This window comes from Candidatus Sulfurimonas baltica (genome assembly GCF_015265455.1).
Taxonomy (GTDB): domain Bacteria; phylum Campylobacterota; class Campylobacteria; order Campylobacterales; family Sulfurimonadaceae; genus Sulfurimonas; species Sulfurimonas baltica.
Genome location: NZ_CP054492.1, coordinates 1,875,810 through 1,902,181 on the forward strand (window position 1 = coordinate 1,875,810; position 26,372 = coordinate 1,902,181).

At 33.9% G+C, this 26,372-nt stretch carries 28 protein-coding genes and 1 pseudogene; 19 read left to right on the top strand and 10 right to left on the bottom strand.

The genetic code is table 11. From position 1 onward, the window contains the following. The first annotated feature begins 7 nt into the window (after nucleotides 1-7). Nucleotides 8-1,177, top strand: a complete 1,170-nt coding sequence (locus HUE88_RS09395; RefSeq protein WP_229860062.1) for a calcium:cation antiporter — start codon at nucleotides 8-10, stop codon at nucleotides 1,175-1,177. A gap of 506 nt (nucleotides 1,178-1,683) precedes the next feature. Here HUE88_RS09395 and HUE88_RS09400 read toward each other — a convergent pair. Beyond that, nucleotides 1,684-2,331, bottom strand: a complete 648-nt coding sequence (locus tag HUE88_RS09400; protein ID WP_194368446.1) for an alpha/beta fold hydrolase — start codon at nucleotides 2,329-2,331, stop codon at nucleotides 1,684-1,686. A gap of 308 nt (nucleotides 2,332-2,639) precedes the next feature. Here HUE88_RS09400 and HUE88_RS09405 point away from each other — a divergent pair, with 308 nt between their 5' ends. Then, a complete protein-coding gene (locus tag HUE88_RS09405) occupies nucleotides 2,640-3,389 on the top strand; it encodes a response regulator transcription factor (RefSeq protein ID WP_194368447.1) in 750 nt (249 codons plus the stop codon). Nucleotides 3,390-3,398: 9 nt separating this feature from the next. On the opposite strand, the gene HUE88_RS09410 is transcribed toward HUE88_RS09405, so the two are convergent. The 5 genes from HUE88_RS09410 to pepN all read right to left on the bottom strand — a co-directional run bounded on the left by HUE88_RS09410 (nucleotide 3,399) and on the right by pepN (nucleotide 11,386). Continuing rightward, complete coding sequence (locus HUE88_RS09410; protein ID WP_194368448.1) at nucleotides 3,399-6,056, bottom strand: hybrid sensor histidine kinase/response regulator; 2,658 nt, start codon at nucleotides 6,054-6,056, stop codon at nucleotides 3,399-3,401. Between the two features lie 3 nt (nucleotides 6,057-6,059). Then, nucleotides 6,060-6,851 (bottom strand): peptide deformylase, encoded by a 792-nt coding sequence (locus HUE88_RS09415; protein WP_194368449.1) that lies wholly within the window; start codon nucleotides 6,849-6,851, stop codon nucleotides 6,060-6,062. A gap of 102 nt (nucleotides 6,852-6,953) precedes the next feature. Continuing rightward, complete coding sequence (locus HUE88_RS09420) at nucleotides 6,954-7,118, bottom strand: hypothetical protein (RefSeq protein ID WP_194368450.1); 165 nt, start codon at nucleotides 7,116-7,118, stop codon at nucleotides 6,954-6,956. An 86-nt stretch (nucleotides 7,119-7,204) separates the two neighbouring features. Next, the gene (locus HUE88_RS09425; RefSeq protein ID WP_194368451.1) at nucleotides 7,205-8,674 is read right to left on the bottom strand and encodes an NAD(P)/FAD-dependent oxidoreductase; all 1,470 of its coding nucleotides are present in this window, start codon (nucleotides 8,672-8,674) and stop codon (nucleotides 7,205-7,207) included. Between the two features lie 153 nt (nucleotides 8,675-8,827). Then, nucleotides 8,828-11,386, bottom strand: coding sequence for an aminopeptidase N (gene pepN, locus HUE88_RS09430; RefSeq protein ID WP_194368452.1), 2,559 nt, complete (start codon nucleotides 11,384-11,386; stop codon nucleotides 8,828-8,830). 136 nt (nucleotides 11,387-11,522) lie between these two features. Here pepN and HUE88_RS09435 point away from each other — a divergent pair, with 136 nt between their 5' ends. From HUE88_RS09435 to exbD, 7 genes are all read left to right on the top strand, one after another. Continuing rightward, entirely contained in the window at nucleotides 11,523-12,965 is a 1,443-nt protein-coding gene (locus HUE88_RS09435; RefSeq protein WP_194368453.1) for an acetyl-CoA carboxylase biotin carboxylase subunit, read from the top strand. 70 nt (nucleotides 12,966-13,035) lie between these two features. Continuing rightward, on the top strand, nucleotides 13,036-14,394 hold the full coding sequence (locus tag HUE88_RS09440) for a phosphomannomutase/phosphoglucomutase (protein WP_194368454.1): 1,359 nt from the start codon (nucleotides 13,036-13,038) through the stop codon (nucleotides 14,392-14,394). Nucleotides 14,395-14,598: 204 nt separating this feature from the next. Next, nucleotides 14,599-15,606 carry a dihydroorotase gene (pyrC, locus tag HUE88_RS09445; RefSeq protein ID WP_194368455.1) on the top strand — a complete coding sequence of 336 codons (1,008 nt, stop codon included), beginning with the start codon at nucleotides 14,599-14,601 and terminating at the stop codon, nucleotides 15,604-15,606. Continuing rightward, on the top strand, nucleotides 15,596-16,252 hold the full coding sequence (locus tag HUE88_RS09450) for a response regulator transcription factor (protein WP_194368456.1): 657 nt from the start codon (nucleotides 15,596-15,598) through the stop codon (nucleotides 16,250-16,252). The genes pyrC and HUE88_RS09450 overlap by 11 nt, the downstream gene beginning before the upstream one ends. Beyond that, nucleotides 16,242-17,072, top strand: a complete 831-nt coding sequence (locus HUE88_RS09455; protein WP_194368457.1) for a sensor histidine kinase — start codon at nucleotides 16,242-16,244, stop codon at nucleotides 17,070-17,072. Before HUE88_RS09450 ends, HUE88_RS09455 begins: the two co-directional genes overlap by 11 nt. Beyond that, complete coding sequence (gene exbB / locus HUE88_RS09460) at nucleotides 17,072-17,521, top strand: TonB-system energizer ExbB (RefSeq protein ID WP_194368458.1); 450 nt, start codon at nucleotides 17,072-17,074, stop codon at nucleotides 17,519-17,521. The genes HUE88_RS09455 and exbB overlap by 1 nt, the downstream gene beginning before the upstream one ends. Nucleotides 17,522-17,527: 6 nt before the next feature. Continuing rightward, nucleotides 17,528-17,920, top strand: a complete 393-nt coding sequence (exbD, locus tag HUE88_RS09465; RefSeq protein WP_194368459.1) for a TonB system transport protein ExbD — start codon at nucleotides 17,528-17,530, stop codon at nucleotides 17,918-17,920. A gap of 168 nt (nucleotides 17,921-18,088) precedes the next feature. On the opposite strand, the gene HUE88_RS09470 is transcribed toward exbD, so the two are convergent. The 3 genes and pseudogenes from HUE88_RS09470 to HUE88_RS09480 form a co-directional block, all read right to left on the bottom strand. After that, a complete protein-coding gene (locus HUE88_RS09470; protein WP_347401033.1) occupies nucleotides 18,089-18,385 on the bottom strand; it encodes a 3'-5' exonuclease in 297 nt (98 codons plus the stop codon). 186 nt (nucleotides 18,386-18,571) lie between these two features. After that, nucleotides 18,572-19,216, bottom strand: a complete 645-nt coding sequence (locus HUE88_RS09475) for a hypothetical protein (protein ID WP_194368461.1) — start codon at nucleotides 19,214-19,216, stop codon at nucleotides 18,572-18,574. 44 nt (nucleotides 19,217-19,260) lie between these two features. Next, nucleotides 19,261-19,629 (bottom strand): annotated as a pseudogene (locus tag HUE88_RS09480) (DNA/RNA non-specific endonuclease); the annotation flags it as partial. Between HUE88_RS09480 and HUE88_RS09485 the strand changes: the two are divergent. The 9 genes from HUE88_RS09485 to HUE88_RS09525 all read left to right on the top strand — a co-directional run bounded on the left by HUE88_RS09485 (nucleotide 19,566) and on the right by HUE88_RS09525 (nucleotide 24,860). After that, nucleotides 19,566-20,066 (top strand): hypothetical protein, encoded by a 501-nt coding sequence (locus HUE88_RS09485; RefSeq protein ID WP_194368462.1) that lies wholly within the window; start codon nucleotides 19,566-19,568, stop codon nucleotides 20,064-20,066. The pseudogene HUE88_RS09480 and the gene HUE88_RS09485 overlap by 64 nt on opposite strands. A gap of 758 nt (nucleotides 20,067-20,824) precedes the next feature. Then, complete coding sequence (locus tag HUE88_RS09490) at nucleotides 20,825-21,631, top strand: DUF932 domain-containing protein (RefSeq protein ID WP_194368463.1); 807 nt, start codon at nucleotides 20,825-20,827, stop codon at nucleotides 21,629-21,631. A 12-nt stretch (nucleotides 21,632-21,643) separates the two neighbouring features. Further along, the gene (locus tag HUE88_RS09495; RefSeq protein ID WP_194368464.1) at nucleotides 21,644-22,231 is read left to right on the top strand and encodes a hypothetical protein; all 588 of its coding nucleotides are present in this window, start codon (nucleotides 21,644-21,646) and stop codon (nucleotides 22,229-22,231) included. Between the two features lie 12 nt (nucleotides 22,232-22,243). Continuing rightward, nucleotides 22,244-22,942 carry a Rad52/Rad22 family DNA repair protein gene (locus HUE88_RS09500; RefSeq protein WP_194368466.1) on the top strand — a complete coding sequence of 233 codons (699 nt, stop codon included), beginning with the start codon at nucleotides 22,244-22,246 and terminating at the stop codon, nucleotides 22,940-22,942. Between the two features lie 105 nt (nucleotides 22,943-23,047). Further along, nucleotides 23,048-23,350, top strand: a complete 303-nt coding sequence (locus HUE88_RS09505) for a DUF2958 domain-containing protein (protein WP_194368467.1) — start codon at nucleotides 23,048-23,050, stop codon at nucleotides 23,348-23,350. After that, a complete protein-coding gene (locus tag HUE88_RS09510; RefSeq protein WP_194368468.1) occupies nucleotides 23,347-23,610 on the top strand; it encodes a hypothetical protein in 264 nt (87 codons plus the stop codon). Before HUE88_RS09505 ends, HUE88_RS09510 begins: the two co-directional genes overlap by 4 nt. After that, nucleotides 23,607-23,843: a hypothetical protein gene (locus tag HUE88_RS09515; protein WP_194368470.1), complete on the top strand. Its 237-nt coding sequence runs from the start codon at nucleotides 23,607-23,609 to the stop codon at nucleotides 23,841-23,843. The genes HUE88_RS09510 and HUE88_RS09515 overlap by 4 nt, the downstream gene beginning before the upstream one ends. Further along, entirely contained in the window at nucleotides 23,840-24,088 is a 249-nt protein-coding gene (locus tag HUE88_RS09520; RefSeq protein ID WP_194368471.1) for a hypothetical protein, read from the top strand. Before HUE88_RS09515 ends, HUE88_RS09520 begins: the two co-directional genes overlap by 4 nt. 172 nt (nucleotides 24,089-24,260) lie before the next feature. After that, nucleotides 24,261-24,860, top strand: a complete 600-nt coding sequence (locus HUE88_RS09525; protein WP_194368472.1) for a tyrosine-type recombinase/integrase — start codon at nucleotides 24,261-24,263, stop codon at nucleotides 24,858-24,860. Nucleotides 24,861-25,007: 147 nt separating this feature from the next. Here HUE88_RS09525 and HUE88_RS09530 read toward each other — a convergent pair whose 3' ends face one another. After that, complete coding sequence (locus HUE88_RS09530) at nucleotides 25,008-25,805, bottom strand: MBL fold metallo-hydrolase (protein WP_194368473.1); 798 nt, start codon at nucleotides 25,803-25,805, stop codon at nucleotides 25,008-25,010. Nucleotides 25,806-25,910: 105 nt separating this feature from the next. Between HUE88_RS09530 and HUE88_RS09535 the strand changes: the two genes are divergently transcribed. Next, nucleotides 25,911-26,267, top strand: coding sequence for a winged helix-turn-helix transcriptional regulator (locus HUE88_RS09535; RefSeq protein ID WP_194368474.1), 357 nt, complete (start codon nucleotides 25,911-25,913; stop codon nucleotides 26,265-26,267). Nucleotides 26,268-26,372: the final 105 nt, after the last annotated feature.

A 26,372-nucleotide genomic window follows, 5' to 3' on the forward strand; every position in this document is an offset into this window, starting at 1 on the left:
AGATAGATTGGAAGAAATAGCTTACAGCACAAATAATAAGTTAAAATATTTTATAAATGATTATTGGGATATTTTTTTAGGTATTGCAAGTATTATAATAGCATTCTACTTTCATAAAGTAAGCAGCGGTGGAGCAGCAACACTTTTCGCAGCAATTGGCATCGGTGCACTCTCCCTAAGCGTATCAGAAATTGCAGAGATACTTTCAGAGAGATTGCAAGAGCCTTATGGCAGTTTTGTATTAACACTAAGTGCTGTAATTGTTGAGATAATACTACTTTATATTATCCTTCTTCAGGCAGTTTCAGATCCGGAGGTAGTAAACACTGTTAAGGGTGGTATTATCTCAGCGGTTATTGTAGATATGAATGTTTTGCTTGGGCTAGCAGTATTTTTAGGTGGACTTAAATTTACTGAACAAGAACACAACAAAGAGACTTCAAGTGCCTACACAACCATACTTTTTGTAACGGGGGCTGCTCTGCTCGTGCCTGGAGTACTTGGGCTAGGAAAACATTCTCAATCAGTTATTGAAAATGCCTCGATTGCTATTGCTGTTTTACTAATGCTGTTTTACATAATAATATTGATTTTTCAAACAAAGACTCATACACACTTTTTTAAGCAAACTGCCAGAAGCAGAATTTTTAGGATTAAAAGAAAAATGGCTGAAAAAAGCCTAGAGGAAGTTCAAGAAGAGGATGACGGTTATATCTTTGAAAAATTCAATAAACTTGGACTTATTCTATCTATTTTCATCTTCATAGCTATTATTGCCTTAGGTGCTGAAGTGTTCGCAAGTGATGGAATTAAATTAGCAAAAGAGTATGGTATATCTGCAGGCATTTCAGGGCTTATAATCGCAATCGTCGCTGTTTCGCCTGAAATTATTACTGCAATTAAAGCGGCCAAAAATGATGAGATACAAAGAGTTGTCAACATAGCGATGGGAGCATCAACTGTATCAATTTTACTAACTGTTCCTATTTTAATGGCTCTTGCATATGCCAGCGGAATCAGATTTACTCTCAATTTTAACCCACTTGAAATTGGGGCACTGTTTCTTACAATAATCTTAGCATGGAAAACAACGGACGAGGGTCACACAAACTATTTTGAGGGAATATCCCACTTAATGTTCTTTTTTGCCTTTGCGATAATTGCCGCATATTACTAAATGTAAAAACAGGAATTCATTAGAATACTCTCCTGTTTTGCATAAAGCTTTACTTTTAATTTACAACTTTACTTACAGTATAAACTTTCCCATCTAATTTCATATATTTTTTCAAAAATATAATCTTCTCACCCATTAGTGTGATGTAATATTTTTAATATTTTAATATTATTAGCTGTTGATAAAAAATATAAATGGTTATTTTATATTTTATAAAATATTCTTGGAGGAATTTTATTATGAAAACAAAAATCATAAATTCACTAGCAACTGTCATTGCAATAGTGGGTGTAAGCACATTTGTCGGTTGCAGTGATTCCAATACCGCTGATACGACGGCGGCAGCAGCGTTGGAGGGGACTTTTATTGACTCTCCGGTAAAAGGGCTTAACTATAAGGGTACGTTAACGGGGCAAACAGATGCAGGTGGTCATTACTCTTTTATAGCTGGAGATCAAGTTGAGTTTTTGATTGGAACAAGTATTTCACTTGGAACCATAACTGGATCAGTTGACCCGGTATCCCCTCTTGATTTTTTTGGTGGAACAAAAACTGTTAACGATCAAGAAATAAAAAATATTCTTGTATTGTTGCAGTCTCTTGACACTGACGGTGATCCAACAAATGGGATTAAAACTCATGATATTTTCTTTAATTTTTTTTATCTTCAATGGCTCTTTTTTGATAAAATCTTCACTAAAAGCAACTGATAAAAAACCGTCTATAAAAGGTTCAAGCCCTTTAGCATCTATGTCTGAAATGCCGGCAGCCCGTTTTAGTTTTGCTTTATCATCATCACTGCTTGTTGTAGTGTTTGCAAGTATCAATGCCTTGTAATTTTCTCTTTCATTTGCCCTAAGTGCAATATAACCACCCATTGAAAATCCAAAAATAATGGGCTTATCCAACTTTAAACCAAAGATAACACTTTCTAAGTCTTGGGTATAACTCTCCATTGTAAATTGAGCTGTGATAAGAGCAGACTTGCCAAAACCTCTAATATCATACGAGATGCAATAATACTCATCTTTAAACTCATCTATCACATCATCCCAAAGTGTTTGATCATATGGAAACCCATGTATAAAGACTATAGCTTGGTTGGTAACTTCACCAAAAGTCTTAACATTTATACCATCAATTATTCTTTGCATCTTAAATCCTTTTTTGTTAAAATCTTAAGTAGTGCTTCGTAGTATGGCGATTATACATGTAAAATCCTTATTCCTCTTTACAGTGTCACGATTTGAGGTGTATTGTGCATGATTTCTTTAAATACTTGCGTAGCTATTGATAATACAATTTTGTATTGTACGATTAATTAATAAACACAAGTTTAGTGTAAGATTGTAACAATATTATCACAACATTTAAATTAATAGCTATAATATTATAAATAAATGTAATATAATGTTATCATATCAGTTATCACAAAATAATTATATTTTAATTTAGGCTGGACATGAAAAAACACACTATTATCATTGTAGAAGATGATGAGATTACTGCTCTTAATCTAGAACTCTCTCTACAAAAACATGGGTATGATATTATTGCTATATGTGACAATGCCTCTGAAGCTAAAAAAAAGATTGATGAATACAAACCTAATATCATTATTATAGATATATCTCTTCAGGAGAGTAGTGATGGTATAGAGTTGGCAAAAACAATTAGAAAAAAATATTCTATACCGTTTATATATTTAACTTCTCACAGTGATGATGACATCATCGCTGAAGCAATAAAAACGGAACCTTATGGATACATAGTTAAACCATTTGATCCAGTTTCACTACACGCTACAATACAGATGGCTATTTTTAAGTTCAGCGTTGAAAATGATAGAAATGAAGAAATAAATGCTTCTAAAATAGATAAACAACACTTAGATAAACTGCTATATGCAAAAAGAGACCCAGATAAGCCGTTCATCTCTTTCGGAGATGCTTATTATATGGATATCACCAAAAATGAGATATTTTACAATTATGAAAAAATCAAACTTACTAAAAAAGAGTATGCTATATTGCGGCTTCTTGTTGCCAAACTAGGTAGTGTTATAAGTTTTAAACAAGCTATAGATTATGTGTGGCAAGATAATGGGGCAACTGAAAACAGCATTAGAACACTAGTTTGGAGACTTAGAAACAAGCTTCCTACTGATATAATAAAAAATGCTTCAGGAATAGGCTATCTTATTGAAAAATAGTTCTAATCTCTAAGATATTTTTATTTTAGATAATATATTTTCAATTTTTTCAAAAATAGCTTCATAATCAAACTTACTATTTTCCTCTTTTGCCATTCTCTCCATTATGGAAGTATTCTCTTGCAAAAACTCCATTCTAAAATTACCGCTAGAGCCCTTTATACTATGAGAGATGAGTGAAATCTTTTTATAATCTTTACTCTCTATTGCATTTTTTAGTTCAGGCAGCTGTTTTGCCATCTTTTTTACAAACATATCTACAAGCATTATTATCTCATCTTCATTTAACATAAGTTCTTTGCTTAATATTTTAAAATCTAGGCCTTCTATAACATCTTTGTTATTACTACTGTTGATTGATTTTTCCACTTCACCATTTGCAACTTTTAAATAATTAAAAAAGATTCTCTCTAGCTCTTTAATTACAATAGGTTTTCCTAAAAATGAATCAAAACCGCTTGAAAGACCCCTCTCTTTTGCCCCCTTTATTACATTGGCTGTTAGTGCAGATATTGGCGTGTGTCTAAGACCTTTTTCTATCTCATATTTTAAAATATTTTTAACTGCCTCATTGCCATCCATTATCGGCATCTGTTCATCCATTAAAATTAAATCATAGTTGTTCTTTTTATACAGTGTCAATGCTTCTAAACCATTTGATGCCAAGTCATAGCTCAAACCATACTTTAAAAGTAAAATTTTTATTAACTCTTGATTTGCTTCATTATCTTCCGCAATTAAAATATGCCCTTCAAACTTCATGCTTGCACTTTTCATATAAGGGGAATAAGAGTCAGGGTATAACAACTCATCAAAAGATGTTTTTATTTTTGAGCAATATAGAGGAAAACATATACTTGTAATATGTGAATACTTCTCATAAATATCGTTTGGCTTGCTAGTAAGAGCAATATATTTTTTGTCTGATTTTAGAATCGTTTCTTTAAAACGTTGATTAGAATCCTCTTCTAAAAATATGGCTATATCATACTCCATATTAAGAGTATTCACCATATCAATACTAAGATTAAAAATATTAGAGTACTTTAAAAATGATTCCGATTTATAACTGCTTTGCATATTTTCAGAGTAAAAAACTATTTTTAGTGCTTTAATATCATCTAAATCACTGAAAATTTGGCATGCTTTATTATGTATTTCAACAGGTAATTCAAGCCAGAATATACTGCCTTCCCCAAAAGTTGATTCAGCTTTTACACTACCGTTCATATGCTCTGCCAATTGGTGACAAATTGACAATCCTAAGCCTGTCCCATCTAAGTTTTCACGTCCACCATGCTGAGCTTGCGTAAATGCAGAAAACACACTCACTATATCTTCTTTTGCTATTCCTATACCATTATCATGGACACTAACCCGCAAGACACTCTCTTGACATGTAGCTTCAACTCTTATGTGTCCGCCGACATTTGTAAATTTTATAGCATTACTTAAAAAGTTAGATAAAATCTGCTTTATTCTTAGTGAATCGGCATAGAGCTCTTTTGGTATTTTTGGGTCTATAAAAGATGTGATTGTTATATCTTTTGAGTTTGCAGAAGCAACAAAAAGCTCTAAAGTATGGCTAATCTCATCATGAATAGAGAATATCTTAGGTTCTATTGTAAACTCACCACTTCTTAATTTTGAAAAGTCTAAAATATCATTAATTATACTCAATAAGTTTTCACCACTGTTTAGAATAATCTCTAAATATTTTCTATGTTGCTTTGAAAGATCTTGTTCAATTAATAAATTTACAAATCCCAAAATAGCATTAAGAGGGGTTCTAATTTCATGAGACATATTTGACAAAAAGTACTCTTTTGCCTGAGAAGCTTTTTGTGCTTCGAGTCTTGCATCTATAAGTGTTGTAACATCATTCGCAATTGACATGTATTCAATAGAGTCATCATATGGGTCCCTTATTTTTACAATAGTCACATCTATGTAAAAATAATCACCATTTTTTTTAAGATTTTTAATCGTTCCTCTAAATATTCCGGCATTCCTCAACTGAAACCATAAATCGTCAAAATAGTATTGTGGCATATCTTCGTGTTTTATGATACTGTGTTTTTCTCCTATAAGCTCCAAAGCGCTATATCCGCTTAATTGTACATATTTGTCATTAACGTATACAATCCTGCCTTCAGAGTCAGTTTTTGAGATAATCGCACTCTCATCAAGTGCCTTTTGGTATTCACTAAGAAGTTCAACATGCCTGTCAATCTCTTGTTCCTTTTGAAAGATAGTATCTGTGTAATGTTGTAAAACACCTTGAAAATTTTTATCAAAAATATATGATATTTCATCAAATGTCTCTTTTGAGTTAAGCTGAACATCATAAGTAAAATCTATCATTGAGCGTCTAAAGTGACTGCAAATTTCAAAAAGTTCATCGGCTCTGATATCTCTATGTTTCAAATATACCAAAAGGCTATGCATTACCGGACAATCGCCTATCTCCAACTCACCTGCAATTACACCCATAAAGTAGTCAAAAACACCACTTGCATAATCAGTTAAAAATTTTTCATTGTTAATATTGTGAAGTTGTAGAATCTTTTGTGGAGTTTCATAAGATATCCACTGTGAGAGTATATTGTCTTTTGACGCCATAAAGATGTCTTGTGTTCTTATTAGATTGGGAAGTGTCTTTTTCATAGGCTACATTATAAAATAAGACAATGACATAAGCAGAGTAAGTTTGACCAAAGAGACTACAGCTGTTCCTATTATATTTCCAATCTGACAGCTTGTGCATGATGTAAACTTTTTACCTTCATATTGTGCGTAGAAAAAATAAACAATATTTAAACCTACTACGCCAAAAGATAGATTTAGTTGATAAGACCAAAGATTATCTATAAAAAAAGAGCCTATTAATAAAATAACCATTACTATCATTGAAATATTAATAGCTTTAATTATATAGTCTCTTTTGAACGTTGTTGGACAACTCTCAGAAATTGCAACATCGCTTCCAAACTCTAATTTCTTTTGAAATATTTTCTTTTCATCTTTTGTCAATTTATTTAAAAAACTAGACCCGAATGTATAATCAATCTTTCTTTGAAGTAAAATACTAAGGGCACCATCAGCCTTTAAGGAGTGATTATCTCCTTCTCTATCTTGATAGACCAAACTAATCGACTCATATCTAGTAACATTGGCACTTAATCCAGGAAAATAAGCTGTTCTCTCTGTGGTTGTGACTTTACCATTTGTGCTTATTATTCTTGGATTAATAAGTTCTAAATATTTACCATCATACTCTTTAACAACAACAATATTATAATAACTACCTATCTGAAAAGCAGCAAGACCATCTAAAGAATTTGCTTTTATTGTATCTTTCATATCTTCTATTAAAGAGTGTATCTCTTCATTGAAAAATCTTACATCCGTTGCATACTGGACACTTGGAGGGGTAGGATATTTGATTATATCTCTAATCATTATTGTACCTTGTTAAAAAATAGGATTTATACTCTTTGAATAAGAGTAATGTGTTTTGTGTTATAGAGACTTTGATAATAAAGGTCTCTATAAACTGCAGAATTAGTGGCTTTTATTTACCACTATAATCATTTTGATGTTTATAACAACAAATCTGATTAATTGCCAAATTTTACAAGTTCTCATTGCAATAGCTAATGGACCTGGTGTCATTGTAGTAAAGTTATTTCCATACGCTTTTATGTTTGATTCTACTTTCTTACTCATAGTATTTCCTTTTTATTATTTATAATGCCAATTGAAACAAGCTCCAATTGACAGTGTTTTACAAACTTATATCAGAATATTTATTTCTATTCTGGAATTAATGTCCAACCAAACTTTAGTTTAGCTTTCCAAATAAACAAGTGATGAAGAATATGCTTAATCCAGTGACCCGCAAGACCAATTTCACCAAATGTATAATCTGTATCACGACCAGTACCAGGGTACTTGTCAAAATCAGGAACAACAGGATAGATTGTCATAGCAGCCGCAGTACCGTCAAATAGACCTTTACCAGCAGAAGCAACACAAGCAGCACCCATATCAGCCATTGAAGCCTCATGTAATGGAGCATTCTCACCTTTTGTAATACGGTCACAGATACTGTGAGCTACCGCTTTTCCGATAATACCTGAAGGCATACCAGTTCTTGGAGGAGTTGGATTAATTGGAGTTCCGTTTGGAGAACTCATTGGCTTTGAAATTGGATGTGGTGGTGCAAATGCTATACCACAAGCAAAGATATTTCCATAAGTCGGGTTTTGGTAAGTTTTAGGCCAATCTGAAGCTTTCCAATTCTCATAAGCACCTGCAGCATAGTTAGCATCAACTTTTAAGAAACCGTTTGGAGCAAAAAGAGTAGCAGTTATATCTGTGCCGTCTTTAGCAATTGCTTTAAGACCAACACCAGCGAATGGAGGGATAAGCATTGAAAAATCGAACTCCTCTTCACCCATTTCACCACTTAATAGTTCATAGTGAACTTTTCCTTTTTCAACTTTATTTACGTGAGCACCGATGATCCAGTCAACGTTTCTTTCTGTAAATAGAGACTCAGCAAAGATTTTTGAACTAACAGCAAATCCCATAGATTTCATATGTAACCCACCAACTCCAAAGTCGCCTAGGAATGATTCATTTGAAATCCACTTGATATCAGCCATGTCACGAACACCAGCTTTATTTAACTCATGCTCAATATTGAAGATATATTCAAATGCAGCACCTTGACATGTACAAAGACCATGACCAGTACCGATTAAGAATTTTTGACGCTCACCGTTTTTCATTTTTACGATAGTCTTCTCTAGCTCTTCATTTGCATGAACAGCGTGATCTGCTGTACAAACTGAAACAGTAAATTCACCAAGACCGTTAGCATCACCAAGACCAGGTGTTGCTGCAAAATTAAGTTTTGGACCTGTAGCGTTAATTAAATAATCATACTCTATATTCTCAATCTTGCCATCTTCACCATCAATAGTAGATTCAACAACAACATAAGGTTTGTCACTTGTCTCATTACCTTCTGGATGAATACCAAGTGCTTTTGCTTGATGGTAAATAATACCAGCTTTAGCATACACAGGAGCTAAATCAAAAGTAACATCCTCTTTACTCATTTGACCAACACCAACCCAAATATTCGATGGAATCCAATTCCATTTTGAATTTGGAGTAACAACAACTACTTCATGCGCCGAACCTAACCATTTTGCCGCGAAAGTAGCTGCAGTATGACCTGAAACCCCTCCACCAAGAACAACTAATCTTGCCATATAAAAATCCTCTTTATTTAAAGTATAAATAACTCTGAAAACATTGTACCAAAAATATTATACAAATAATTATAACTTTAAAAATAATAATTATATTAAAAATTTATACTATGCTTAAAACAGCCTATTTTAGGGATTCAACATAGAATAAAATCAAATTTTTATAATCTTGCTCACTATTTCATAAACATTTTTTGAGATTGATTGTGTAGAAACTACACGGTCAAGCTCAATTTTCATCGCTATCTTGTTCTTAGAATTAAGTTTTTCATATATTTTATAGGCTCCTGCGAGTCCGGATGCTATCTGCGGATTTATTTTATCTATTTCAATTATTTTATCTACTACAAACTTATATCCATTCCCATCTTTTGCATGAAAATGTTTATAATTTCTTGCAAATACCCCGATTAGTGAACGAACTAGATTTGGCACAAGTTCATTGTATACATCATCATCTTGAAGAAGTTTTACTCTATCAAGTGTTCCATCTCTGTGTGATGCTGCTAAGATTGAGAAGTACTTATTCATAACCAATGTGTCATCTTTGTATTTTTTGTAAAAATCAGCAAGTGCAGTCTTTGCAAAAGCCGATGAAGTGTTTTCTAAAATATCTAGTGCGACTGCTCTGTCTGTCATAGTTATAGAGTCGTTATATTGATTGTTGGCCAACTCTATCACCTCATCATTTTTGAGTGCAGAGAGAAGTTTTAAACAACGGTTTTTAATACTTCTCTCTCCAATACTTTTCGCATTTATATCTTTACATGTAGGTTTATGATATTTTTTGTACATCTCCAAAAGTTCATCTTTGAATGTTGTCGCCAAATGAAGCTCCAACTTCTCTTTGGCTTCATATATAAGCTCAAAATCTATTTCATCTTGCCTCTGCATAAGTGTGGAAACAGTTGGCAGTTCCAAAATCAGAGCCTTATATGAAAGATCCATATCTCCATTTAAAAGAGACTCGAATGATTTTATATACTCTTCATCTACAGCTTTACCCTCCATGATAGACTCTATCGTTAGAACTCCAAAAGATTGAGCCGATTCATACTTGACAAAACTATTTTTATCAAACTTCATAAGGAATGGATAATTATTCTTTTTTTGTTCAATTATAATAGGTGCAGAAAAGTCTCTGTTTATCGACAAGACAGGGTTTGACTCAATCTTGTATACAAACTCCTCTTTAGCTTTTGACACTATCAGAGTCTCTGCTAGTATCTCATCTCCACTATCAGCCAAAAGAGCTATTTTAAGAGGATAATAGTATGGCTTTTGCTCACTTCCATCAACAGCATTTGGAACCTCTTGAGTCAGCGTCAGTTTATACTCTCCATCTATAAAGCTCTCATCTACATGCAGCTTTGGTGTGCCTGATTGATGGTACCAGGTCTCAAAAGCTTTTAAGTCAACTCCGCTTGCCTTGCTCATAGCCCATAAAAAGTCATCAGTTCTTACCGCCTGACCATCAAAGCTATCAAAATAAAGATCTGTTGCTTTACGGTAATTTTCTTCACCCAAAAGAGTATGAATCATGCGGATTATTTCAGCGCCCTTCTCATAAACAGTTGCCGTATAAAAATTATTTATAGCCATATAAGAGTCTGGCTGAATCGGGTGAGCCGTCGGTGAGGCATCTTCAACAAACTGTCTTTCTCTGAGAGCTTTTACATCCTCTATACGCTGAACCTCTTTGGAGTTTAAGTCGGCGGAAAAACACTGGTCTCTAAAAACAGTCAAACCCTCTTTTAGAGTCAGCTGAAACCAATCTCTACATGTAATCCTGTTTCCTGTCCAGTTATGAAAATACTCATGTGCGATAACGCTCTGAATACCCATAAAATTAGCATCGGTAGCTGTATCCTCATCTGCTAAAACATAGGCTGAGTTAAAAATGTTTAGTCCTTTGTTCTCCATAGCACCCATATTAAAACTATCTACGGCAACTATATTATAGAGAGTCAAATCATACTCACGGCCATATTTCTCCTCATCCCAAAGCATAGCCTCTTTAAGCGACTTCATAGCGTGTTTACATTTAGACTCATTTCCTTTGTCTGTGTATATGTTAAGTCTAACTATTTTTGAGCTTGCTGTCTTAAAAGTATCTTTAACAACACCTAAGTCTCCAGCAACAAGAGCAAAAAGGTATGATGGTTTTGGGTGTGGATCATCCCATGTAATTCCATGTCTTCCATCGTCTAGCTTAAAGTTTGATGCAGTGTTTCCATTGCTTAGTAAAATTGGATATTTTTCTCTGTTAGCAACAAGCGTTGTTTTAAAAACCGCCATTACATCCGGACGGTCTAAATAAGGAGTTATTCTTCTAAAACCTTCCGGCTCATTTTGAGTACAAAAGATATCCCCTGATTTATAAAGACCGTCTAGTTCACTGTTTAGGTGAGGGTAGATTTTGTTAATTACTATAAGCTTAAAATTATCCGGAACGTCTAATACAGTAAGTGTCTCTTTATCGATAACATATCTGCTCTCCTTTAGTTTTAAGTCATTAATATAGAGTTCTATTAACTCCAAATCTACGCTGTTTAAGACTATGTTTTTAGACCCCTTGTCTACTTTTGTTATACTCATCATATTTGTAACTTGGGTATACTCTTCAAATAACTCAAAAACTAAATCACAATTTTTTATTTCAAATTCCGGCGCTTTATAATCTTTTAGATATGTAGTTTGAACTTTACTCATAATTTCTCTTTAATAATTTTTTATAATGATAGCATATTCAAGAAACTAAACTTAAATAGGAATGAAAAATAAGATTGAGAGGTGTTTAGAAAAAAATATTGTACAATTATAAAAAACAATAAAAGATTGGATTATCATGAAAAAAATATTAAAAGTTTTAATAGCGAACAGAGGCGAGATAGCACTTAGGATTATTAGAGCATGTAAAGAGCTCGAGATTAAAAGTGTTGCTATATTCTCTGAAGTTGATATTGAGGGAATTTGGGTTAGAAAAGCCGATGAGTGCTACCCGATGATGGGAGACCCTCTTGCTGCTTATCTTGATTATGAGAAAATTATATCTTTGGCAATTAAAGCGGATTGTGATGCAATCCATCCAGGATATGGATTCTTATCAGAAAATGCTGAATTTGCACAAGCGTGTGAAGACAAAGGTATAATTTTTATCGGTCCAAAACCTGAACACATCGCGCTATTTGGAGACAAAATGGCTTCTAAAGCCGCTATGAAAGCGATTGGTGTCCCTGTTTTAGAAGGGACAGACGAACCGGTTATAGATAAAAAAGAGGGTGTAAAAATTGCTGAGCAGATAGGTTTTCCTATTATCATCAAAGCTGCGTTTGGCGGAGGTGGCAGAGGGATGAGAATTGTAAACAGTGCAGAAGAGTTTGATGAAATGTATGACTCCGCTACAAATGAGTCAATAAAATATTTTGGTAAAAAAGATGTTTTCATTGAAAAATATATACAAGGTCCTAGACATATTGAGGTACAAATTATCGCCGACAAGTATGGAAATGTACTCCATTTAGGTGATAGAGATTGCTCAATTCAAAGACGCCATCAAAAGGTAGTCGAGATTGCACCTTCACCAGGATTAAATAATTCTGTGCGAAGAGAACTTTACAGAATTTCTAAAAAAGCAATGTTTAAACTCGGGTATGAGAGTGTTGGAACTGTAGAGTTTTTACTAGACGACAAAGATAATATGTATTTTATGGAGATGAACACAAGAGTTCAGGTTGAGCACCCAGTAACTGAGATAATATCGGGGATAGATATAATACAGAAAATGATAAAAATTGCCGATGGAGAGAAGCTGAGATTTTCACAAGAAGAGATAAACTTCAGAGGATATGCGATAGAGTTTAGAATAAATGCCGAAAATCCTGAGCTAAATTTTATGCCATCTGCCGGAACTATCACAAACTATATAGTCCCAGGTGGTCCAGGTGTTAGAATTGACTCCAGCGCATACACAGGGTATACAATTCCATCAAATTACGACTCAATGGTAGGTAAACTTATTGTTTGGTCACTTGACTGGGAAGGTGCGGTCAGAAAAGCCAAGAGAGCTTTGGATGAATTTCATGTAGAGGGTATCCCCACAAATATACCTCTTCACAGAGAAATAGTGAGGGATGAAGATTTTATAGCTGGAAATCTTACTACCAGCTATCTTGAGGATAAACTGGAACTTTTTCATATGAAGGCTGTCAATTCAATAGCTCAAGAGAATGAAAAAATTGCGTCTATAACTTCTCTGATAGAGAAGATAAAAGGGATGAAAACAAGATAAAACTCTCTTATATGATATATCATAGGTGGTTTGTTGTAAAATAACGAAACAAATATATAAGGTATAACATATGAGCATCTACAGAGAATATGACATCAGAGGCATCTACGAAAAAGAGTTAAATGAGCAGAGTGTTACCCGTATCGGTTACGCACTGGCTTCAAAAATCGATGGTGATTATGTCGCAGTCGGCTATGATGCCAGAAGCCACTCCCCTATTTTATTTGAGTATCTTGTTGCCGGTCTTAACGCCGGAGGCAAAAAAGTTTTAGGGATGGGTCTTGTACCTACTCCTGTAAACTATTTTACAAACTATCAAGAGTGGAGTGGCATCACTCCATCAGCTTCTGTTATGATTACAGGCTCTCACAATCCAAGTGAATATAACGGTTTTAAAATCACTATAGACAAAGCACCGTTTTTCGGCGAAGAGATATATGCACTTGGTCGTGAATGCGATGCAATGGAGTTCCCACATGTAGCCCCAAGAGATGTTACTGATATAGATGCAGTGAGTAGATATGTTGACTTTTTGGTAAACGAATTTGCTCACCTAAAAGGGATGGATACAAAAATTGTTTATGACTGTGGAAATGGTGTTGCAGGAGTTGTAACTGAAGATATTTTCTCTAGGTTAGAGCTTAAAACAAAGGGATTATATATTGAGCCTGATGGAACTTTTCCAAATCACCATCCTGACCCGTCCGATGAGCATAATCTTGAAGATGTTAAAAAACTACTTGCTGCTGAAGGGGATATCGCTTTTGCCTATGACGGCGATGCCGATAGAATTGCGGTTTTGACACACAAGAACAATATAAAGGGCGATATGATGGCTCTTTTATACTCTATGAAAATGGACAAACCTACAGTAATTGGCGAAGTGAAATGCTCTCAAGTTATGTATGATGAGCTAGAGCGCCGCGGTGCTACTGCTATCATGTACAAAACAGGTCACTCAAACCTAAAAGTAAAGATGAGAGAGACTAACGCAGATTTGGCATGTGAAGTTAGCGGTCATATTTTTTTCAAAAACCGTTACTTTGGCTACGATGATGCAATTTACGCAACTCTAAGAATGTTAGAACTTATTTATGATGGTATAGACTTGGACAAGGAACTTGCAAAGCTTCCACAGGTTTTCTCAACCGAGGAGATAAAAGTACAGACAACTGAAAAAGAGAAATTTAAAATTATAGATAGAGTAAAAGAGTTACTGAAAAACCCAGCGAAAGATTTTCCAACAATAAGAAATATTATCGACATAGACGGTGTTCGCATAAACTTTGAAAACGGATGGGGATTGGTTAGAGCTAGTAACACGACACCTGTTTTGGTAACACGTTTTGAATCAACTTCCAAAGAAGAGGCGAAACTTTATGAAAAAGCTATAAACAATCTTATCTTAGAGGCTAAAGAGAGTATATAGAAGTTATTGTTTATAATAAGCTAGACCCTGAATCCAGTTCAGGGTGACGTAGGTGTTGTCATTCCAAACTTGATGTCGTCATTCCAAACTTGATTTGGAATCTCTCATACTCTTTTAATCAGAGTTTTCAATCTTAAAATAGCTTTTTAATCTTATTTTGATATAATAAAATCATAAAAAATCAACTCTTTTTAAGGACAAATTATGAAAACTCATACTCTTTTAATGCCACTTGATATGCACCTTCATCTTCGTGATGGGGTGATGCTCGAAAATGTTGCCCCACTTACCGCATATAGTTTCAGCGGTGGTATTATTATGCCAAATCTAGTTCCGCCTGTTAATACCCTAGAGGATGTAAAAGCTTATAGAGCCCGTATTATGGCGGCAGTTCCTAATGATTTTTTTGAACCATATATGACACTTTTTTACAGAAACTACGACAAAGCATTTCTTCAAAGTGTTGCTGATGACATCACTGCTATAAAGCTTTACCCTGCCGGAATTACTACCAACTCTGAGGGTGGTGTCTCATCTTTTGACATTGAGGAGATGCGTGAGACCCTAGAGGTTATGAGTGAGTTAGAGATTCCGCTTTGCGTTCACGGTGAGACTGATGGTTTTGTTATGGACAGAGAGGCTGAGTTTATGAGTATTTATGAGCTTTTAGCTAAAAACTTTCCAAAATTGAAAATCATTATGGAGCATATAACAACAAAAGCCGCTGTTGAGATGTTGGACAAATACGAGAACCTTTATGCGACTATAACTGTTCACCACCTCCTTTTAACTCTTGATGATGTAGTTGGCGGGATGATGAAACCTCATCTTTTTTGCAAACCTATAGCAAAAAGACCGGAGGATTTAGATGCTCTTTTAGGTGTTGCGCTTAATGCCCACCCTAAAGTTATGTTTGGCTCAGATTCGGCACCTCATCCTCAACATAAAAAAGAGTCTTGTGGATGTGCAGCAGGTGTTTTTACAGCACCAATAGCACTACAGCTTCTATGTGAAATATTTGAACAGTATAACAAACTTGAGAACCTTCAAGATTTTATCAGTGATAATGCACAACGAATATATGGAATCTGTCCAGAGTTTAAAGAGATTACTTTAGAAAAACGACCATTTGTTGTCCCTGAACATTACGGCTCCGTAGTGCCGATGTATGCAGGAGAAGTTATAAACTGGGCAATTGCGAGTGTCGATTAAAGTTTTACTCCTAGAGGATAATCTTCTTTTTGCAGAGACTATTGTGGATCTGCTAGAAGATAGTGGCTTACATGTAACTCACGCTCCAAACGGACAGAGTGCTTTAGACTTAACGTTTTCACAAAAGTTTGATCTATATCTGCTTGATATCAATGTGCCTCTTATTGATGGGATAACTCTGTTAAAAGAGCTCAGAGAGGCAAATGACAATACTCCAACCATCTTTTTAACATCACACAAAGACAAAGAAGTTCTTAAAAAAAGTTTCTTAAGTGGAGCAGATGACTTTATAACTAAGCCTTTTGACACGGATGAGCTGTTTTTTAGGATTAATGCACTTTTAAAAAGAGTGAAACCTAACAAAACAGAGTGCATAGGTTTACTATGTCATGACGAGATTCACAAACGCATTTTATATGACAAGAGAGAGTTAGAGTTATCAAAAAAAGAGTACGAACTTCTTCTCTTACTTATGCTACATGTAAATAACAATGTCCCAAAAGAGCTGATTCTAGCTGAACTTTGGAGTAGTTCAGAGGGTGGAAGCGAGGGTGCTGTAAGGGTATATATAACCCGTTTAAAGCAGTTAATCCCTGAAATAACGATAGAGAATATTCGCGGTATTGGATACAAACTTGTTTCGTAATCTTAAAATTCATATTTTTATATACTACTTCGTTACAACCGCTACTTTTTTGGGCATTTTGTACTACTTTTTAAATGTTGTACATGTAGAAAATAATCTGTTTATTGTTGCAATCCTGTTAGTTCTTCTTACTTTTAGCGGTCTAATTATCGCTAAGCTCTCTGTTGACCCATTATCTCAACATGTGACCAACCTTCAAAACCTTTCTAAAGAGACTCTTCATGAGCTAAACCTTCCTATCAGCACTATAAAAACCAACCTCCACATGTTAAAAAAAAGTTTAAATAGTGAGAAGGATTTAAAAAGAGCACTAAGAATTGAGAGTGCCTGCGATATGTTGCAGCAGAGGTATAACGAGCTCGACTATATGATTAAACTGCAGAGTTCAAATATTGTAAAAGAGAGTTTCAGCCTTGATGAGTTGCTAAGACAAAGGGTTGAGTTCTTAAAGCCTATATATCCACATGTAGAGTTTAAACTAAATCTTCAACCAACACAAATACATAGTGATAAAATAGGTTTATCTAAAGTAATAGACAATCTTATAGACAATGGTGTGAAATATTCACAGAACATTCATAAAATTGATGTAGAATTACAGGATTATACTTTACATGTAAAAGACTACGGTTGCGGAATGGATGAAGTAGAACTTGTTCAAATATTTGACAACTACTATCAAAGCAATGAGAATATGCAGGGTTTTGGGATAGGTCTTAGCATGGTAAAAAGATTTTGTGATTCAAATAAAGTTTTATTAAATTTAAAATCAGAGCCAAACAACGGCACAACAGTTATATTAAAATTCAAGGAAGATTAGTGGAAAACAATTTTTTAGCTTATGCAGAGAGTGCTATAGATTATGGAGTTATGGGAGTATTGCTACTTATGAGTATAGTTACTTTTTGGTTATTTATAGAGAGAATGATGTTTTACTCAAGTGTACGAACAGATGATTATGACCATAGAGACACACTTGAGATGGATTTAACTGACAACATCAGCGTAATCAGTGCCATTGGTTCAAATGCCCCGTATGTCGGTCTTCTTGGGACTGTTTTGGGGATTATGTTTACATTTTATACTATGGGCGATGCAGGAGCTGTAGATGCCAAAAAAATCATGGTAGGTCTAGCTCTGGCACTTAAAGCTACTGCGATGGGTCTTATAGTTGCGATGCCTGCAATAGTTGCATATACAATAGTTTTGCGTAAAGTTGAGAAGATATTGACTGTTTTTGATGTAGCTCAAGACAAAAAAATAAAGTAATTCTATATGCCTAAGTATAAAAAACAGAGAAAAAGATTTGACGAGATAAATGTTATACCGTTTATTGACATAATGCTTGTACTACTGGTTATGGTTTTAACTACCGCTACTTTTATAAAACAAGGTGTTATCCCTGTTGACCTGCCAAGTGCTAAAACAAGCACAAAAGAGGAACTTAAAAAAGAGATTGCCATCTATGTGAATGCTAAAGGTGAGCTTTTTATTGACAAAGAAAAAGTAGACTTACAAGCCCTTGAGAAAAAATTATCTGAAATCTCAAAAGAGCAGACAGTAGTTCTTAGAAGTGATAAAGATTCAAAGTTTCAAGACTTTGTCAGCGTTATGGATATTTTAAAACGACTAAAACACGAACAACTTTATATTGTTACTAAAGAATAGCAACTATGTCCCATAAACGAGTACTTTAAGAAGAGATCATATCCCTACTAATGTATTAATAAAAATACATTAGTAGGGATTTTTCATTTACACTATTAATACCTATAGCATTACTTTTAATCTTTACTGTAAATAGTATCTATATCTTTTTTAAACTATTGATTGTGGCTAAAGGCAGTAATCATCAAAAACCTCTAAAAATCTAGATTTTGTTCTGCCTTTAAGAGCACCCCAAGGCATTGTTTTTTGCATAGGATAAGTTACATATAAAAATCTCTTCGCTCTAGTAAATGCAACATAAAGATTATTTTTCTCTTGTTTCAAATCAACTCCATTTTTTTGAACAGCTCTATAGTCTGGGAAAGTTCCATCATCCATACCAATTAAAAAAACAATATCAAATTCTTGTCCTTTCATCGTATGCACAGTACTGAGAGTAATACCCTTCGTAAATGTATTACATATATAGTATTATAGGGGTTTAGTAGAGGTTTAAAATACAAAAGTATACTTTTATTATACTTATTTCTAATACTAGCGTATTTTTGTATCTTTTTAGTAGAATTTATTTATTATAGCTTACTACAACAAATAAGATGATGATTCATTCTTTGTATGCTACAACCTACTAATAATACTATACTGATACTATCATTCGAAACATTTAATCTCTTGAATATAATTTACCATAGGACTATCTCCATCAATTTCATAAAGATCTTTCGTATTAAGGATCTTGATATCTTGAAAAACTTGATTTATTTTACTGCTTTCAGCTAGTACATTTTCATGTAGTGTTGCTATTAATTCTTGTTTCTCTTTGTAATTTGGAATATTTTTAAATATTTCTGTTAGTAAATCTTTTATAGTGTCTCTACTCTCTATTATTTTCTTAAGCTCTAAATATGTATTCTCAAGCTTTTTTAACACTTTGAATAGTTGGCTATCTTTATTAGTATTCTCCAATCTTTCTTCCATGCTCTTATCTGTTTTATTCAAATGAGAAAAAATAACTACTATTCCACTTCCTTTATCTTCACTATTAAAGATGCTAGATAGATCATCCCAGTCTTTAAAATGAATAGGATTAGACATATCATTTGAATGTTCTAAACACTCTTTATAATATAACTCCAATTCTGTACTTAAATCTTTATGTACATCTATATGGTACTGCCCCATAATAACAGTTCCAGTATATAAACGGTTATAGGATTCAATGATTTTGATCTCATCACGAGTTAAACCTAGTGCAACATCAAAACCATCTTGTTTTATATCAGAGGTGTTTTCCATTTTTTTCTCCATTTATTATTATTTATAAGATTTTATCTAATTTATTATAATTTATTACAATCAACAAGATGATGTTTTAACTTATCCCCTTTAACTGTAGCTGATAAATCATTCTCGTAGTAAAAACATTTTTTGTATTTTTTATCATCGTTATAAATCATTTTCCAAAACGCATCTGGAATTGCTATTTTATTTTTACCAATTCTTTTTGGATTACTAGAATATATAACACCATTAATTACACTTACCTCACCTAGTTTTGAAGCTACGCTTCTTTCAAGCTTTTCAGCTTTAATCCAAGTCTTTCTATTAACTTGTGGAGCCTGTGGTATTATATTAGCCATAGAGTATGTTTTACGCACAACTTTCTCATCATAGTCAAATGAAGCGTCATTCGCTAAATGCCCCCGATCATACCCTGTATGGGTATAGTCTTTTGTATGGCTTCTGTATTTTTTCTTTAGATTTTTCTCTGTATCTTAAAAATTATGATGTTGATATTGCATTAGCAAATAGCGCATTACAGACACCAGAGAAGGATGTAATAATCAATGCGACCAAAGACACTCTTAAAGACTTTTTTAATGCTATAAGAGACATGAACATAGCATTCTTTGATATCCTGCAAGACACTCATCCAGAACTATTTGCAAATATAGTAATGGATTTTAATTGCTATAAAATCAATCGTGCTAATATCAAAAAGGCATACAATGCATTATATCAAGCTAATATAAGCTCAACAAGCATTTTGAGTAAGCTTAGAGCATTTAAACCTTATCATTTGTTTACTGATGACAATAAGTCACATATCGGCTCTACTCACTATTATAACCTTAGCAAATTCTAATATATTTTATAAAAAAGCATAAAGCCCTAGTTCAAGTGGGCTTTATGTAGGTCTTCTCTATATATACCTCTTATTTCAAGCATATTCAAGCTAGATTAGCTCACTTACTTATATTTAGTTATATAACTTTTTAAAAGTTCCTATTAAGTGAGTATTATTATTATTAAGGTGCTTCGCACCTAAGTTTTGTTTCTTCTACTAACTTACATTACCATTTGTACATATACTAGTCTCTCCGCTCCGCGCATCGTCCTCTTCTCTCCTGCCTTCTCCCTCCCCTAATGAAAATGTCATTAGTCATGGTTGGTATAAGTATAGTCGATTAAGTAAGTATGTACAAAAGTATAAAGCAAGCTATAACAAAGTGTTACGTAGTGAACCCATTATGAGTAATCAAAAATAATAACTATAAGATAAAATATATAGCTATCATATAATAGCGACTAGTAGAAGATAACTCTAAATTTTGCAAAAATCAATCAAACTACCAATGCAGTCTAGTAACCACACCCTCCGAATTAACTTTAAAATATTTATAACCATATATAATAAATATAGCATAGAGCTGTCTCCAAATGGAGACGGTTCTATAGTTGAAAAACTGACCACTTTAATCTAAAGGAGCATCATGCTATCCATCACTAAATGTATAACCCTAGTTATCGCAGTCGTTACTATCGTAGTAAATAATCTTGATTCAAAAAAGAATCCATTTGACTTAGACTCTTAGTCTATTACAAAAACATAAAAGGTTTACAATGAAATTTCCACTAACTCACGCAGAATTAATGTCACAAGCCCCAGCACTCTTCACAGAGGAACCACACTTCGATGTAAGCGATAAATATCACTTTATCCCAACAATCGATGTTATTAATGAAATCAAGGCTAATAACTGGTATCCAGTGTCAGTCTCAGAAGCTAAAGTCCGTCAGGAAGACAAAGAAGGATATCAGCAGCATCTCGTACGCTTCAGACACTTCGATGACCTCTTAGCACCCCAAGATAACGCAGTTGAGCTACTTTTATTCAATAGCCATGATAGAAGTAAGAGCTTCAGTATCTCAGCAGGTATATACAGATTTGTTTGTGCTAATGGGCTCGTTATAGCCGATAGCGTATTTGAGAGTTATAAGATAAAACACCTCGGTGATAGGGAAAACGATGTAGCACGTGCCGTTGCAAACATAACGAATATTAAACCAAAACTAATGGAGAAGATAGAAAGACTTGAAACCATAAAGCTAAGCCAACTTGAAAAAGAATCATTCGCTCGAAGTGCAATTCCTCTACGATTTGATAAACACCTAAAAGTAGATTATCAAGATTTACTAGTTCCACATAGAGATGAAGACACTAACGATGATTTATACACAGTGCTAAATGTAATCCAAGAGAATCTACTTCGTGGAAACATATCTGGTACCAATGTAGAGACAGGTAGACGTTTTACTAGCAGAGAAATCACCTCTATCTCGAAAGACGTTGACGTTAATCAAGGTCTATGGGACATAGTAGAGCGCATAGCTTCAATTAAAGAGCCTGAGATGGCATTAGCAGCATAAAAGAGAGATACAATGAAAATGACAAACTACAGACTCCAAACAGAGATGGAGAATATCAAACCGGATAAACAAGAGTGGTTCAAAGATTATGTAAGACAAGTTCTAGAATCTAATAAACCATACCATGCAAAAGCTGACTACCTAGGATTAAGCATCCAAGAAATTCAGAATAAAATTGACTACCTCACAGCAGATATACAAGAAATGTCAGTATTAAAAAAATCTCTTACCAGCGCAAAAACTTTAGCCCTCATTGCTACTGCTGAAGTTCTTGAAGAATATGGTGTAGATAGACTTGATGGCACTTCAATATCTTCAATAACCATTACTCCTAAAAAAACAAAACTGACTGAAACTTTTGAAATCATAAACGCAGAGGCGCTTATTAAATTAGGATACTTTTCAGTGGTAGTGGATGAGCAGAGTGTAAAAGACGCAATGCTAACGGTTGAAGGTATGGACGAGATAGACACATTCGTAAAAGTTGGCATTACTACAGAAGAAACACCAGCTCGTATCAAAGTTAATGCTAGACGCTCTAGCACAAACAATCAAGCTACGGAACTACTAAACCTAGTAGATTCGCAAGTAGCAGCATAAAGGAGATAGATTATGTTTTCAGAAAATCAATTAAAAGCTCTCGGGTATACACTGGATGAAAGTCGCATAAAGACCATAGATAAGGCAGGTATAAGCTTTAAGTACATTGAGACTTATGATGTCATAAATGTTGCAAACACAATCTTTAGCTACATGTGGGACTACACAATTACTCGACTTGAAGAAGTTGCTAGAGAGACTAACCAAAACGGCAATCATGTCATAACTTTTAGCGCTATAGTAAAAGTCAAGATATACGACAACCAAAGAAACTTCATAGAAAGAGAAGATACTGGGGTTGGAACTGGAACAGCTCGTACTATCGGAGAAGCAATTGACAATGCCTCAAAAAGTGCAGTCAGCGATTCTCTTAAGAGATCACTCCGTTCATTAGGTGGACAATTTGGTAATGACCTATATAGCAAGTCACCGAATATAAATCAGAACTACCAACAGCAACCTGCTCAGCAACTACAACAGCCACAGCAATACTCTCAAGCAAATCAACAACAAGCACCATCATCTCATAATCCAAATGATTATTCTTCACTTTACAATATCGGATTAACCATTATGGAACAAGGTCAAAATCTCGTAGTTATAGGCGATGATATTTTCAGTAAAAGAGACAGTATCAAAGCTTGCGGTTTCAGGTGGGAAGGCTCTAGCAAGATGTGGTACAAGCCAATTCAACAGCAACAAGCTGCATAAAGGTGGTCAAAATGTATAACAAACCTTTAGCGAGTAACTTTTTAGTTGTCTGTTTGATTATTGGCTTTTCAATAGGAGTGTTAACATGTAAAGAGGGTGTCAGATATGAGTAAACTTATTCCACATGCGCTGCTATCAGATATTCCAGATTTGTATGAAACCGAAAATAGTTTAGATCCAATTTGCCATATCAAACTTTTTATTGCAAATTGGACTTGGTACATCATAGAGTTTTCAAAAGAAGATGCCTCAACTTGCTTTGGATATGTACAAGGTATGGAAAGTGAGCTGGGTTACTTCTCTCTTGAAGAACTTGAATCTACACATGGACCGTTAGGACTGGCTATTGAGAGAGATTTTCATTTCACACCAACACCATTCTCAGAAGTAAAGAAGCTCCACTCATGAGTGGCTCTATAATGAAATATCTTGTCATTGTTCTCAGTCACAATGACATCCAAGTCCTAAAACCTGTTAACACTCTTATTGACGCTCAGGCTACTGCTATAGATTTGGCAAATGAGTTTTTTTCTAATGATGGCGTCGCTAAGTTTTTTAATGGCTCTAAGATAGAAACTATTACCCATATCAACGAATATTACACCTCTAGTACCTATCATGACTTTGAAGATAGTGTAAATGTCGTTATTGAAGAGGTGCCATTATGAGTGCATCAGAAGCATACTACAGACAAGAAGAAGGTATAAAATTCAAAGACTGGGCAAAGGGTGGTTTAGAATTTCTACTAATGAATTACACTGATGTTTTAACAACCTCACAAATTGCTTTAATAGAAAAGAAACTAGCTAAATTATACTTGAAGGAGAAAAGAGAGATGCCATTTAAAACTACATATTCTTTTCACTTACCACAAACCCACAACAAGGACACAAAACAATGAATAACGAAGTACTTGTAGCCAAGCTACTCAAATACCAAGAGGTTAAATTTAAACATAATAATCACTTCATCTACATTCAAGAACGCTCTGATGGAGATTATGAGGGCGACATCTACTACTCTCAAAAAGAATACAAGCAAGATGAGAGTTCTATTGATGGTGGCACTTGTACAACATTCATCCCAGATATTGCAATTGACTATTTTATCGAGATAGCTGATGATTTAACAAAGAGAGGTTTATAGTGGACTAGATTAGTGATAGTTTAAATTTTACAAAATGTTTATCCAAACGACATAAACTACATTGGTTTATGTCGTTTATCGTAATTAAGGGCTATCCAAGGGTTAGATAGAAAAGTAAAATTATAAAACATCTTTTTTTACCCTAATAAAAGCATATAAAGAGAGGTTTACGATGAAAAAGACAAAAACGATTAAGAGGATCAAAGAATCCATAACACAAGATGAGTACAAGAATTTGATGAATAGTGTCAGAGGAGATGATACTCTTAGAGAAACCACTCAACAGAATTTACTTCGTACATTTACAATTCTCTATTTTACAGGACTACGACTGAATGAACTTCAACAAATGAGGCTATCCCATATAAAAGAATTAATAGAACAAGGTAGTAGTAAGTTAATCTTACCAAAAACAAAAAGTGAGAGAAAACTCTTTGCAGGAGATGAGTTCAAGAAACAGATAGTTAAACTTTTTACTATAGATAATACAACAGACCTTGATGCAAGAGTAATCACAAAAGGTTCAGTGAAATTTGGAAGAACAGGTATCAATCATGATGTGTTTATTAAGCAGGTAAATTCAAAGATGAAATCAATACTGGGGAATGGCTATACCTCACACTCATTTAGACAAGGTCTTATAACAGAGATGGGAAGTAAACAAATTAATACTAAAATCATCAGTAAGTTCATCGGACATAGTGATGTTAAGACAACTATGAGATATATCAATCCTACAGATGAAGACTTGAAGAATGCTATGGTTAGATAGCATCTTTACATAGCTCACTTGATATATTGGGGTGGCATCAACTTTCTTTTTGTGTCAGTAGCTGATATTATAGTTCAATAACTTAGAGAATGCTCCACAACCTACTAATTGTGGAGACCTTCTTTTTGCCTTCAAATACAGTATTTATCATAAAGCTATTTCTAAAATTTCACCATCCGGAGGAATATAAACTTTATCCAATAAATCATTTTTGATAAGCTCACTTTTCAGTTGTTCTCTAGTAATAGGACAATGATTTAACGCTTCTAAATGATTTGCAATTACTTTGTTTGGAGATAATTTTATAAATTCCAATATTTCACTTAGTGGCATTAAAATATCTCCTCCAAAATCAAGACTAGCATTCCCCGCAGCTACAACTGTAATATCAGGGTTAAATTCTTGAAGTGCTTTTTTTACATTATCTGTTAAGACTGTATCCCCACTTATATAAATAGAAGGCTCATCTGGTAGTTCTAAATAAAGTCCAGCTCCATTAGCCATAAAATTATGCATCCAACTATGTCCATGTTTAGCAGGAACGGCAATTATTTTAGCATTAGCAAAACTATTTTCTTCCCAAAACTTTAATTTAGTCACAACATTAATATCTCGTTTTTCAAGATAAGAAGAGTCCCTTTCTAGTGTAGCAACAGGAATATTGTTTTTTTGTAAGTAATTTACACCTGCTTTATCTAAGTGGTCAGTATGACTTAGAAGTTCTATCCCCCATTTTTGAGAATGAGTAATCAGGCAGTGTGTTATCTTTGACAATACATCTTTAGAATTAGCAGGTAAATCTACTAATGGATTTTTTTGTAACTTGTGTTTGAAGTAAGCAAAAGGTGGTAGCTGACCTTTTGCACTAAGCATTGGATCTATTAAAATAAATTTATCTTTTGATTCTATAACAAATGTAGCACTTCTTAAATGATGAATTTTCATATTATTTCCTTTCTTGTCTTGTATCTTATATCTTGTAATGGTATACTACACATACAATAATGTCAATACAGACTAAAAAGTAATATACATACCTAAAGGATACTAATGGAAATATTTTATCAAGATAAAACTTATAATTGTTCTTTTGAATTAGCCGTTGATATGTTTGGTGGAAAATGGAAAGGTCTAGTATTATGGAACTTAAACAATGGCGTAATGAGAAATGGCGAACTAAAAAGGGCTATTCCAAAGATAACACAAAAAATGCTAACTCAAACTTTACGAGACTTAGAAACTCATAAACTAATTACTAGAAAAGTTTATCAAGTGGTACCACCCAAAGTAGAATACACTATTACAGATGAAGCTAAAAAGCTTATTCCGATATTACAGTCAATTCAAGATTGGGGTGATTATATGGTTAGTAATTTAACTCATAATGCTAGTGCTTTTGAACAATAATAGAAAATATTTCAAGTACTCTTATTTGTGGAACACGAAGCACTCAAATTAGTTTTCTGTGTTCCACAAAGTGTTCAAAAAGTAAAAACTGCAAAGTTCCACAAA

Coding starts and splice junctions, on each gene's coding strand:
- HUE88_RS09415 (WP_194368449.1), bottom strand. CDS start 6,851: ATGATTAGAGATATAATCAAATATCCTACCCCTCCAAGTGTCCAGTAT.
- exbD (WP_194368459.1), top strand. CDS start 17,528: ATGCCTAAGTATAAAAAACAGAGAAAAAGATTTGACGAGATAAATGTT.
- HUE88_RS09530 (WP_194368473.1), bottom strand. CDS start 25,805: ATGAAAATTCATCATTTAAGAAGTGCTACATTTGTTATAGAATCAAAA.
- HUE88_RS09405 (WP_194368447.1), top strand. CDS start 2,640: ATGAAAAAACACACTATTATCATTGTAGAAGATGATGAGATTACTGCT.
- HUE88_RS09515 (WP_194368470.1), top strand. CDS start 23,607: ATGAGTGCATCAGAAGCATACTACAGACAAGAAGAAGGTATAAAATTC.
- HUE88_RS09525 (WP_194368472.1), top strand. CDS start 24,261: ATGAAAAAGACAAAAACGATTAAGAGGATCAAAGAATCCATAACACAA.
- HUE88_RS09495 (WP_194368464.1), top strand. CDS start 21,644: ATGAAAATGACAAACTACAGACTCCAAACAGAGATGGAGAATATCAAA.
- HUE88_RS09535 (WP_194368474.1), top strand. CDS start 25,911: ATGGAAATATTTTATCAAGATAAAACTTATAATTGTTCTTTTGAATTA.
- HUE88_RS09490 (WP_194368463.1), top strand. CDS start 20,825: ATGAAATTTCCACTAACTCACGCAGAATTAATGTCACAAGCCCCAGCA.
- HUE88_RS09475 (WP_194368461.1), bottom strand. CDS start 19,216: ATGGAAAACACCTCTGATATAAAACAAGATGGTTTTGATGTTGCACTA.
- HUE88_RS09435 (WP_194368453.1), top strand. CDS start 11,523: ATGAAAAAAATATTAAAAGTTTTAATAGCGAACAGAGGCGAGATAGCA.
- pyrC (WP_194368455.1), top strand. CDS start 14,599: ATGAAAACTCATACTCTTTTAATGCCACTTGATATGCACCTTCATCTT.
- HUE88_RS09440 (WP_194368454.1), top strand. CDS start 13,036: ATGAGCATCTACAGAGAATATGACATCAGAGGCATCTACGAAAAAGAG.
- HUE88_RS09420 (WP_194368450.1), bottom strand. CDS start 7,118: ATGAGTAAGAAAGTAGAATCAAACATAAAAGCGTATGGAAATAACTTT.
- HUE88_RS09500 (WP_194368466.1), top strand. CDS start 22,244: ATGTTTTCAGAAAATCAATTAAAAGCTCTCGGGTATACACTGGATGAA.
- HUE88_RS09425 (WP_194368451.1), bottom strand. CDS start 8,674: ATGGCAAGATTAGTTGTTCTTGGTGGAGGGGTTTCAGGTCATACTGCA.
- HUE88_RS09410 (WP_194368448.1), bottom strand. CDS start 6,056: ATGAAAAAGACACTTCCCAATCTAATAAGAACACAAGACATCTTTATG.
- HUE88_RS09510 (WP_194368468.1), top strand. CDS start 23,347: ATGAGTGGCTCTATAATGAAATATCTTGTCATTGTTCTCAGTCACAAT.
- HUE88_RS09485 (WP_194368462.1), top strand. CDS start 19,566: ATGTTTTACGCACAACTTTCTCATCATAGTCAAATGAAGCGTCATTCG.
- HUE88_RS09400 (WP_194368446.1), bottom strand. CDS start 2,331: ATGCAAAGAATAATTGATGGTATAAATGTTAAGACTTTTGGTGAAGTT.
- HUE88_RS09505 (WP_194368467.1), top strand. CDS start 23,048: ATGAGTAAACTTATTCCACATGCGCTGCTATCAGATATTCCAGATTTG.
- pepN (WP_194368452.1), bottom strand. CDS start 11,386: ATGAGTAAAGTTCAAACTACATATCTAAAAGATTATAAAGCGCCGGAA.
- HUE88_RS09520 (WP_194368471.1), top strand. CDS start 23,840: ATGAATAACGAAGTACTTGTAGCCAAGCTACTCAAATACCAAGAGGTT.